Source organism: Roseateles sp., from assembly GCF_044373315.1.
Classification (GTDB): domain Bacteria; phylum Pseudomonadota; class Gammaproteobacteria; order Burkholderiales; family Burkholderiaceae_C; genus JACDQM01.
Window position 1 is genome coordinate 1 of record NZ_JBILQK010000126.1, and the last position, 8085, is coordinate 8085.

General features: G+C 67.1%; 11 protein-coding genes and 1 tRNA gene. 3 read left to right on the forward strand and 9 right to left on the reverse strand.

The genetic code is table 11. The annotated features are described in order from the left end of the window. Positions 1-39: 39 nt before the first annotated feature. Positions 40-115: transfer RNA gene (locus ACIQ67_RS18270), tRNA-Arg, on the reverse strand. Between the two features lie 129 nt (positions 116-244). On the opposite strand from ACIQ67_RS18270, the gene ACIQ67_RS18275 reads away from it, so the two are divergent. After that, positions 245-787 carry a c-type cytochrome gene (locus ACIQ67_RS18275; RefSeq protein WP_397535806.1) on the forward strand — a complete coding sequence of 181 codons (543 nt, stop codon included), beginning with the start codon at positions 245-247 and terminating at the stop codon, positions 785-787. A 73-nt stretch (positions 788-860) separates the two neighbouring features. On the opposite strand, the gene ACIQ67_RS18280 is transcribed toward ACIQ67_RS18275, so the two are convergent. From ACIQ67_RS18280 to ACIQ67_RS18310, 7 genes are read right to left on the reverse strand one after another with little or no spacing between them, the layout of a single operon-like run. Beyond that, positions 861-1385 carry a DUF2946 family protein gene (locus tag ACIQ67_RS18280; RefSeq protein WP_397535807.1) on the reverse strand — a complete coding sequence of 175 codons (525 nt, stop codon included), beginning with the start codon at positions 1383-1385 and terminating at the stop codon, positions 861-863. A 10-nt stretch (positions 1386-1395) separates the two neighbouring features. Next, entirely contained in the window at positions 1396-2364 is a 969-nt protein-coding gene (locus tag ACIQ67_RS18285; protein ID WP_397535808.1) for a YheT family hydrolase, read from the reverse strand. Then, on the reverse strand, positions 2364-2819 hold the full coding sequence (locus tag ACIQ67_RS18290; RefSeq protein ID WP_397535809.1) for a YybH family protein: 456 nt from the start codon (positions 2817-2819) through the stop codon (positions 2364-2366). Before ACIQ67_RS18290 ends, ACIQ67_RS18285 begins: the two co-directional genes overlap by 1 nt. Further along, the gene (locus ACIQ67_RS18295) at positions 2819-3028 is read right to left on the reverse strand and encodes a zinc-finger domain-containing protein (protein WP_397535810.1); all 210 of its coding nucleotides are present in this window, start codon (positions 3026-3028) and stop codon (positions 2819-2821) included. The genes ACIQ67_RS18290 and ACIQ67_RS18295 overlap by 1 nt, the downstream gene beginning before the upstream one ends. A gap of 21 nt (positions 3029-3049) precedes the next feature. Then, on the reverse strand, positions 3050-3973 hold the full coding sequence (locus ACIQ67_RS18300) for a branched-chain amino acid transaminase (RefSeq protein WP_397535811.1): 924 nt from the start codon (positions 3971-3973) through the stop codon (positions 3050-3052). Between the two features lie 42 nt (positions 3974-4015). Continuing rightward, the gene (locus ACIQ67_RS18305; protein ID WP_397535812.1) at positions 4016-4432 is read right to left on the reverse strand and encodes a hypothetical protein; all 417 of its coding nucleotides are present in this window, start codon (positions 4430-4432) and stop codon (positions 4016-4018) included. Continuing rightward, complete coding sequence (locus tag ACIQ67_RS18310; RefSeq protein WP_397535813.1) at positions 4429-4824, reverse strand: antibiotic biosynthesis monooxygenase family protein; 396 nt, start codon at positions 4822-4824, stop codon at positions 4429-4431. The genes ACIQ67_RS18305 and ACIQ67_RS18310 overlap by 4 nt, the downstream gene beginning before the upstream one ends. A gap of 103 nt (positions 4825-4927) precedes the next feature. Here ACIQ67_RS18310 and ACIQ67_RS18315 point away from each other — a divergent pair, with 103 nt between their 5' ends. Further along, positions 4928-5740 carry a substrate-binding periplasmic protein gene (locus ACIQ67_RS18315; RefSeq protein WP_397535814.1) on the forward strand — a complete coding sequence of 271 codons (813 nt, stop codon included), beginning with the start codon at positions 4928-4930 and terminating at the stop codon, positions 5738-5740. A 23-nt stretch (positions 5741-5763) separates the two neighbouring features. Further along, the gene (locus ACIQ67_RS18320) at positions 5764-7722 is read left to right on the forward strand and encodes a diguanylate cyclase domain-containing protein (RefSeq protein ID WP_397535815.1); all 1959 of its coding nucleotides are present in this window, start codon (positions 5764-5766) and stop codon (positions 7720-7722) included. 27 nt (positions 7723-7749) lie between these two features. On the opposite strand, the gene ACIQ67_RS18325 is transcribed toward ACIQ67_RS18320, so the two are convergent. Then, on the reverse strand, positions 7750-8085 hold a 336-nt coding region (locus ACIQ67_RS18325), incomplete at its 5' end, for a choice-of-anchor I domain-containing protein (RefSeq protein WP_397535816.1).

Consider the following 8085-nt stretch of genomic DNA (forward strand, 5'->3'; position numbering starts at 1 on the left):
AAAAAGCACCTAGCCGATTGACTAAGTGCTTGATTTATATGGTGCGCCCGGCTGGGATCGAACCAGCAACCCCTGCCTTCGGAGGGCAGTACTCTATCCATTGAGCTACGGGCGCAACAGTGCGCGATTCTAGCAGCGCGCCAGCCGCCAGCCAGGATGGGCTCGCTATAATCTGCCGGTTTTGCGCCCTGCGACAGCGGGGTTGCGCAGTCCAATTTCTATCGCCGACGCCAACGAGGATTTCATGAGCGGAACTCACGAGCACGATCACGCAGAAGCCCATGAAGGGCCGATCAAGACGCCCAAGCAGCTGATCTGGGCCGTGGCACTCTCCTTCGTGGTGCCGGTCATCGTCATCATCTTGCTGGCCAACTATGTGACCTCCAGCGCCAAGCCGGCAGCCGGCAGCGGCGCCTTGGACGCCGAGGCCGTGGCGACTCGAATCCAGCCGGTTGGCGCGATCGAGTTGAAGGACTTGGCCAATCCCGCGGCGATGAAGACGGGTGAGCAGGTCTACTTGGCGCAGTGCGCGGCTTGCCATACCAGTGGCGCAGCGGGTGCACCCAAGCTGGCAGACGCTTCTGCCTGGGGCCCGCGTTTGGGTACCGGCTACGAGGCCTTGCTGACCTCGGCCCTCAAGGGCAAGGGCGCGATGGCCGCCCAGGGCGGCGGCGATCACAGCGATTTCGAGATCGCCCGTGCGGTGGTCTACATGGCCAACCAGTCTGGTGGCAAGCTTGCCGAGCCCAAGGCACCGGCAGCTGCTGCATCGGCAGCCTCCAACTAAGGCGCCTTCAGCGCCGCAAATCAGCCGGCCCTGTGGGGCCGGTTTTTTTTCGCCTGGCGGCGCACAGGGCTCTTCAGGCCGGGCCCGGAGCCGGGCGCAGCTGGCAGTGCTGCGATTGCAGCAGCCACGCGTGCGTGGTCTCTTCGGGCTGCCAGGTCCCGCGCTCGACCTGCTCGGCGGCCAGGCCCATGTCCTGGCTGTGCACGATGCCCAGCCCGAGATCGCAGACCAGGAACAGCCGCCCCGACTCATCGAGCCAGCAGGACTGCGGCAGTGCCTCGCGGCTGGTGTGGCTCAGCACCCGCCCATCGGGCTGCAGGCGCCAGACCCAGGGCGCCGCTTCGAGTTGCACATAGACGCGCTGCGGTCCGTTCTGGAAAAACCAGGCGCCGCGCTCATCAGCCTCGTAGTTGCGGGCGATGAATTCGATCAGCTTCTCGTGCTGGATGCGGCTGCCTTTGACCAGGGGGAAGGGACCGGTCGCCTGGATGCGATCGTCGCGCATATACCAGTCGCCGCGCGCATCCAGTGCCAGCCAGCCGTAGCAGTGCGGCACATTGGGCCACTTCTTCAGTGCGGCTTCGACGATGGCATCCATGGGCGGCAGTCTACAGAGCCCGGGCCAGCCAATCGCTGACGCGCTCGGGCATGGTCAGCACATGGCCTGGCGGGCCGCCGGCCGGGAAGCCCACATGGCCGCCGTGGCTCGGTTGCCAGAGCTGCACATGCGAGCCTGCATCCTGCGCTCGCGGCAGGCTGCTTGCGGGCACGAAGGGATCGTTGCGTGCGTTCAGCAGCAGGGCTGGGATGCGGATGCGGCGCAGCTGCGGCTTGGCCGAGGCGCGCGCCCAGTAGTCCTCGGTGTTGCGAAAACCGTGCAGCGGCGCGGTGAACAGGTTGTCGAACTCGTAGAGGTTGCGCGCCTGTTTCAGTCGCGCGCCGTCGAACAGGCCCGGGTGCTGTTGCAGCTTCTTCAGCGCCTTGGGCACCATGGTGCGCAGGAACATGCGCGTGTAGACCAGGCGATTGAAGCCGCTGCCGATGGCATGGCCCGAGGCCGCCAGGTCCACCGGCGAGCAGATCGCGGCCACCGCTTTCGCGGTGGCGCCGGCGCTGTCGCCCGCTTCCTGGGCCCAGCGCAGCAGCGCATTGCCGCCCAGCGAAACGCCGGCGGCAAGCACGGGGCCGGCATGGGCGGCCTTGAAGCGCGCCAGCATCCAGCCGATCTCCTCGAAGTCACCCGAGTGGTAGGCGCGTGGCGCCAGGTTCAGCTCACCCGAGCAGCCGCGGAAATGCGGCAGCGCAAAGGCCCAGCCGCGTGCCGCAGCGACGCTGGCGAAGGCTTGCACGTACTGGCTCTGCGAACTGCCTTCGAGGCCGTGGAACAGCACCAGCAGCGGCTGGTCCGCCCGGGCGGGTCGGTCGAGCCGATCGACATCAATGAAATCACCGTCCGGCGTGTTCCAGCGCTCGCGCCTGAACTGCGGCGCCACGCCGTGATGACGGCGCGCATAGAGCGCCGGCCAGATGGTCTGGGCCTGGCCGCCTGGCAGCCAGGCGGGGGCCCGGTATTCCATCAGTGCAGGGTGGCCGGCTCGTCCGCCACTTCCTGGATTTCGTGGCCGGTGCCGGGGCTGGCATGGTGCAGCACCATGCGCCAGCCGAAGGCGGTCTTCAGATAGACATTGGTGGCGATCACCCAGGCGCTTTGCAGCTGGCCCTGCGCGTTGCTCACCTGCACCCGCTCCAGCACCTGGTGGATGGCAGTGTCGCCGGTGTGCAGGCGCCGCACTCGCTCGGGATGCACGGCGATGGCGCCTTGCGAAAAGACGGCCTCGAAGGCGGTGCGGATGGCGCTGAAGCCGACCACGCGCGGTCCGCCGGGATGGACGCAGGAAATCTCTTCCTCGTCGGCCCAGACTTCCATCAGCCGCTCAAGATCAGCGTTCTGAAGGGCCTCGTAGAACTGGGCCTCGGTTTCTTCGGGCGCGGCCAGCAGCGCCGCCGCGGCCTGGGCTTTGATGCTGGGCATCAGTGGTGCGCGTGCAGGACTTCGCCGGCCTTGAGCTGGTAGACCGTGCCGCAGTAGGGGCACTTGCCGCCACCTTCATGCGTGATGTCGATGAAGACCTTGGGATGGTTGCTCCACAGCGCCATCTTGGGGTTGGGGCAGGCCACGACGCCCGGGCCCTGCACGTCCTGGGCGGTGACTTCGACGATGGACTTGTTGGCTTCACTCATGGCGGATGCTCTCGATGCGGTTCAAACCAGGCTCAACCAGCTGGCGTACTTGGGGTTGCGGCCGCCGACGATGTCGAAGAAGGCGGCCTGGATCTTTTCGGTGATCGGGCCGCGCGAGCCGGCGCCGATTTCGATGCGGTCCAGCTCACGGATCGGCGTTACTTCGGCGGCGGTGCCGGTGAAGAAGGCCTCATCGCAGATGTAGACCTCGTCGCGGGTGATGCGCTTTTCCACCAGCTTCAGGCCCAGGTCCTGGCAGATGTGGAAGATGGTGTTGCGGGTGATGCCGTTGAGCGCACCGGCCGACAGATCGGGCGTGTAGACCACGCCGTTCTTGATCACGAACAGGTTCTCGCCCGCGCCTTCGGAGACGAAGCCCGAGGCGTCCAGCAGCAGCGCCTCGTCGTAGCCGTCGTCCAGCGCTTCCATATTGGCCAGGATCGAGTTGGTGTAGTTGCTCACCGCCTTGGCCTGCGTCATCGTGATGTTGACGTGGTGGCGGGTGTAGCTGCTGGTCTTGACGCGGATGCCGCGCTTCAGGCCTTCCTCGCCCAGGTAGGCGCCCCAGGACCAGGCGGCCACCATCAGGTGGATCGTGTTGCCCCTGGGGCTGACGCCCAGTTTCTCGGAGCCGATCCAGGTGAGGGGCCGCAGATAGCAGCTCTCCAGCTTGTTCTCGCGCACCACGGCCTTCTGTGCCTCTTCCACCTGCTCGATGCTGAAGGGGATCTTCATGCGCAGGATCTTGGCGCTGTTGAACAGGCGCTCGGTGTGTTCGCGCAGACGGAAGATGGCCGTGCCCTTGTCGGTCTTGTAGGCCCGCACGCCCTCGAAGGCGCCGCAGCCGTAATGCAGGGTGTGGCTCAGCACATGGATCTTGGCGTCACGCCAGTCGACCATCTGACCATCCATCCAGATTTTGCCGTCGCGGTCGTCCATGGACATGAGCAAACTCCTATCGCTGCAGAGATAAAGGAAACACAGATTTTATGCGGGACCGTCTGCCGCCGTGCCTGCTTGTACGGCCTCGCCTTCAGGGCGTATCAGCTGCCAGCGCACCAGCCGGCCTTGCTCCAGCACCAGTTCTACGCGTACGCCGCCGGCATCGGCCCAGCCCCAGGTCTCGGGTTCGGCCGCGAGCTTGTTGCCCAGGCTGCGGGTCAGCGGCAGCACTTCCAGCAGGCGCATGCCTTCGCGCAGCTTGGCGTTCAGCATCACCGCGCTGTCGATCCGGCCGACCGGCGCGCTTTGCGTCATCCGCATCACCCGCATCAGCCGCGTGAACTGCATCAGCAGCCAGAAAATGATGCCCGACAGTGCCAGTACCACACCCTGCCAGCCGAAGAACACCCCGCCCAGAATCAGCGCTGCCAAGGCCAGCGCTCCGCCTATCCATTGGTTCATGGGGCGAGATCGTAATCGGGGCCGGGATCGGCAGCACCGTTGTCCTGTCGGTCCCAGCCGTAGGCACGCTCGACCCGCGCCACGCGCAACTCGTAGTGGCTGTACCACTGGGCCCGGCCCTGGTCCCGTGTTGCGGCATGCTCCAGCTGGCGGCGCCAGGCGGCAATGTCTTCCATGCTGCGCCAGTAGGAGACGGTCAGGCCCAGGCCACCGGAATCGCGAGCGCTCTCGGCGCCCAGGTAGCCGGGCTGCTGCGCGGCCAGGGCGGCCATCTGCGCCGCTGCGGCGCCGTAGCCGGCATCACCTGGCGTGCGCTGGCTGGTGAAGATGACGGCGTAGTACGGAGGCTGGAGCCGGGCGGCAAAGCCGGGTGGGAGTTCAGGCGTGGACATGGTGATCGCGTATTCTCGGCGGCTGAGGGGCGCTGGGTGCTGCGGGTGAGCCGCATTGTCCTGGCAAGAGAGGGGCGGCGCCCGCGCCGCCGGGAGAAAAGCAATGGTGGGTTCACTGCAATCGCTCTGGCGCGCCGCGCGGGCGTTGACCGCGGCCGGCCTTCTGGTGCTGTCGCTGGCTGCTCAGGCACAGCCGGCCCGGCCCGATTGCTCGCGCCCGCTCAGTCTGGCGCTGCATGAGCATGGCCTGCTCTATTCGGCCGAAACCTCCACCGGCATCGACAAGGACATCGCTGACGAGCTGATGCGGCGCAGCGGCTGCCATGTGAACGTCTCGCTGATGCCGCGCGCGCGCATCTGGAAGCTGATCGAATCCGGCGCGCTGGACTTCAGCCTGTCGGGCATCAGCAACGAGCAGCGCGAGCGCTTCGCGGCTTTCGCCTGGTACTTCAGCAACAAGTACTACCTGCTGGTGCGGCGTGATGCCAAGGTGGCGCGCATCGAGGATTTCGAGCGCAACAAGGCCCTTCAGCTGGGTGTGATCCGCAGCTTCCGCTACAGCGAGAGCGCCAACCGCCTGGTCGACACGCTGGCCGCAGAGCAACGCCTGACCCTTTCCGCCGGCTTGCCACCGCTCTTCAGCGCGCTGGCCAAGGGGCATATCCAGGCCATGATCATCGAGCCCTTCGACTACCCGACGCTGGAGTCGGACAGCATCCGCGAGATCAGCCAGATCCTGGAGTTCGGCGATGCGCCCGTGCCGCACGGTCTGATCATGTCCAAGGCCAGCCTTTCGGCCACCGAGCAGGCGCGCTGGCGTGCCCTGATCGACGAGATGCGGCGTGACGGCACCGTGCTGCAGATCTTTCTCAAGTACTTCAAGCCCGATCTGGCACGCGCCATGGTCAATTTCTGACCGCAGCGGTGCAGAGCACAGCCATGACGCCCCAGGCCGTTCTCGCCAAAGTCCTTTACTGGCGCGGCTTGCCCGTGCTGGTGCTGGCCTTGGCCCTGGGCCTGACACTGATCTATTGGCGGCATGAGCGCGAGCTGGACCGCCTGCATCTGCAATCCAGCTTCGAGGCCAGCCAGCGCGAGGCCAGCCTGCGCATCGAGCAGAGCATGGCGGCCTACACCCATCTTCTGCAGGGTGTGCAGAGCTTTGTTCAGGCAGCAGCACCGCAGGGCGCATCGCCGCGGGCGTTGCAGCGCTATGTCGATGCGCTGCCGCTGGGGGCTGACTTCGCGGGCATCCAGGGCGTGCTGCGGGTCGACTGGCTCAGCCATGCGCGGCGCAACAGCGCCGGGCTCGTCGTGCAGGCGCGTGGCGATCGCAGCCACTACGCTGTGGTCACGCAGGCCGAGCCGCTGGTCGCCAGCACCCGGGCTGTGCTGGGGCTCGACCTGGCGGGCGATCCGCATGCGCAGCGGGCCTTGGAACTGGCCCGGGATTCGGGCCGGATGGCCCTGTCGTCCCGCATGGACCTCGCGCAGCTGGGCCTGCCCTCGGCGCAAGGTTTCCTGATGGTGATGCCGCTGTACGACGGCGAGCTGGTACCCGCCTCGGTGCAGGCGCGCCGCGAAAGCCTGCGCGGCTGGGTGGCCCTGCCGGTGCGTATTCACGAGCTGATGTCCGGGCTCTACGGCGAGCTTCCCGCGGGGCTGGCGCTGAGCCTGCATGACGGCCAGAGCGAGGATGATGCCGATCTGCTCTACCGGGCCGGCAAGGCCAGTGATGCGTGGCAGGTCGGGCAGGAGTACCTGCACAACGGCGGCCAGACCTGGACGCTGACTGTGCAGGCCGGGCGCGAGTTTGCCCTGCGCCAGGGCGCGACCGGCGCCAATGCCGTGCTGGCCGCTGGTGCCGGCTTCGCGCTGCTGCTGGCTCTGCTGGCCTGGTTGCTGTCCACCGCCCGCGAGCGGGCCCAGAACCTGGCCGAGCGCATGACCCGCGCCTTGCGCGAGAGCGAGCAGCGCTGGGCCTTCGCGCTGGAAGGGGCGGGCGACGGCGTCTGGGACTGGCAGGTGCGGGGCAGCATGCTCAGCACTTCGGCACGCTGGAAGTCCATCATGGGCCTCAGGCCCGGTCAGGGCGAACCCAGCATGTCGCAGATGCTGGCCTGCACCCATGCCGACGACATGCCGCGCCTGCACAGCGAGATCCAGCGCTGCCTGGACGGCAGCGCCTCCCAGCTGGTGAGCGAGTACCGCGTGGCCGATGACAGCGGCGGCTGGCGCTGGGTGCTGGCGCGCGGCACGGTGATCGAGCGCGATGCCCAGGGTCTGCCGCTGCGCATGATCGGCACGCTGTCCGATATCAGCGTGCGGCGCGAATCCGAGGAGCGCGTGCGCTTCATGGCCCTGCACGACCCGCTCACCGAGCTGGCCAACCGCGCGCATTTCGACGAGCGCCTGCACTTTGCGCTGGCCAACGCGCGCCGCTACAACGAGAGCATCGGCCTGATCCTGCTCGATCTGGACCGCTTCAAGCCAGTCAACGACCAGCATGGCCATGCGGTGGGCGACGCACTGTTGCAGGCGGTGGCGCGGCGCATCCGCAATTCGGTGCGCGAGACCGATACCGTGGGCCGCATCGGCGGCGACGAGTTCGTCGTGCTGTTGACCGGCCCGGTGACGCGCGACTCGGCCCAGGTGGTGGCCGACAAGATATTCAACCAGGTGGCGATGCCGCTGGAGCTCGGCGGCCTGCAGCTGGAGATCACCTGCTCGCTGGGCCTGGCGCTCTACCCGGAAGATGGCGTCGACGAGCTGTCACTGACCAAGGCCGCCGATGACGCGATGTACCGCAACAAGCGCGCCGGCCGCGAGGCCATGAGCGAGGCGCGCACGGGCCAGGACCCGTCAGCCACGCGACCCGGCGATCTGTCGGGCCGCTGAGGCCCATGTGGCCTCGGTGGCTGCGCTTCAGTAGCCGAGGTTCAGCTGGAGCACCGCGGTGGTGCCGCTCACCTCATGGCCGACGATCAGCAGCGGCTTGCCGTTGGGCGACTTGGCAGCTGGCACGAACAGCACGCCTTCGGGGCCGCGGTCGCCGGTGATGCCGTTGCGAGTGTTCAGGTAGTGCATGAAGACCGGCTTCTCTGGCGCGCTGACGTCGTAGACCATCACGCCGCCGACACGCTCCAGCACGATGAAGGCAAAGGTCTTGCTGCCGATCTTGCCCACCGCGACGCCCTCGGGCTCCGGCCCCTTGGAGGCGCTGCGGCCGTCCAGCGTGGCGCTGTCATGGCTGCTGTTGAA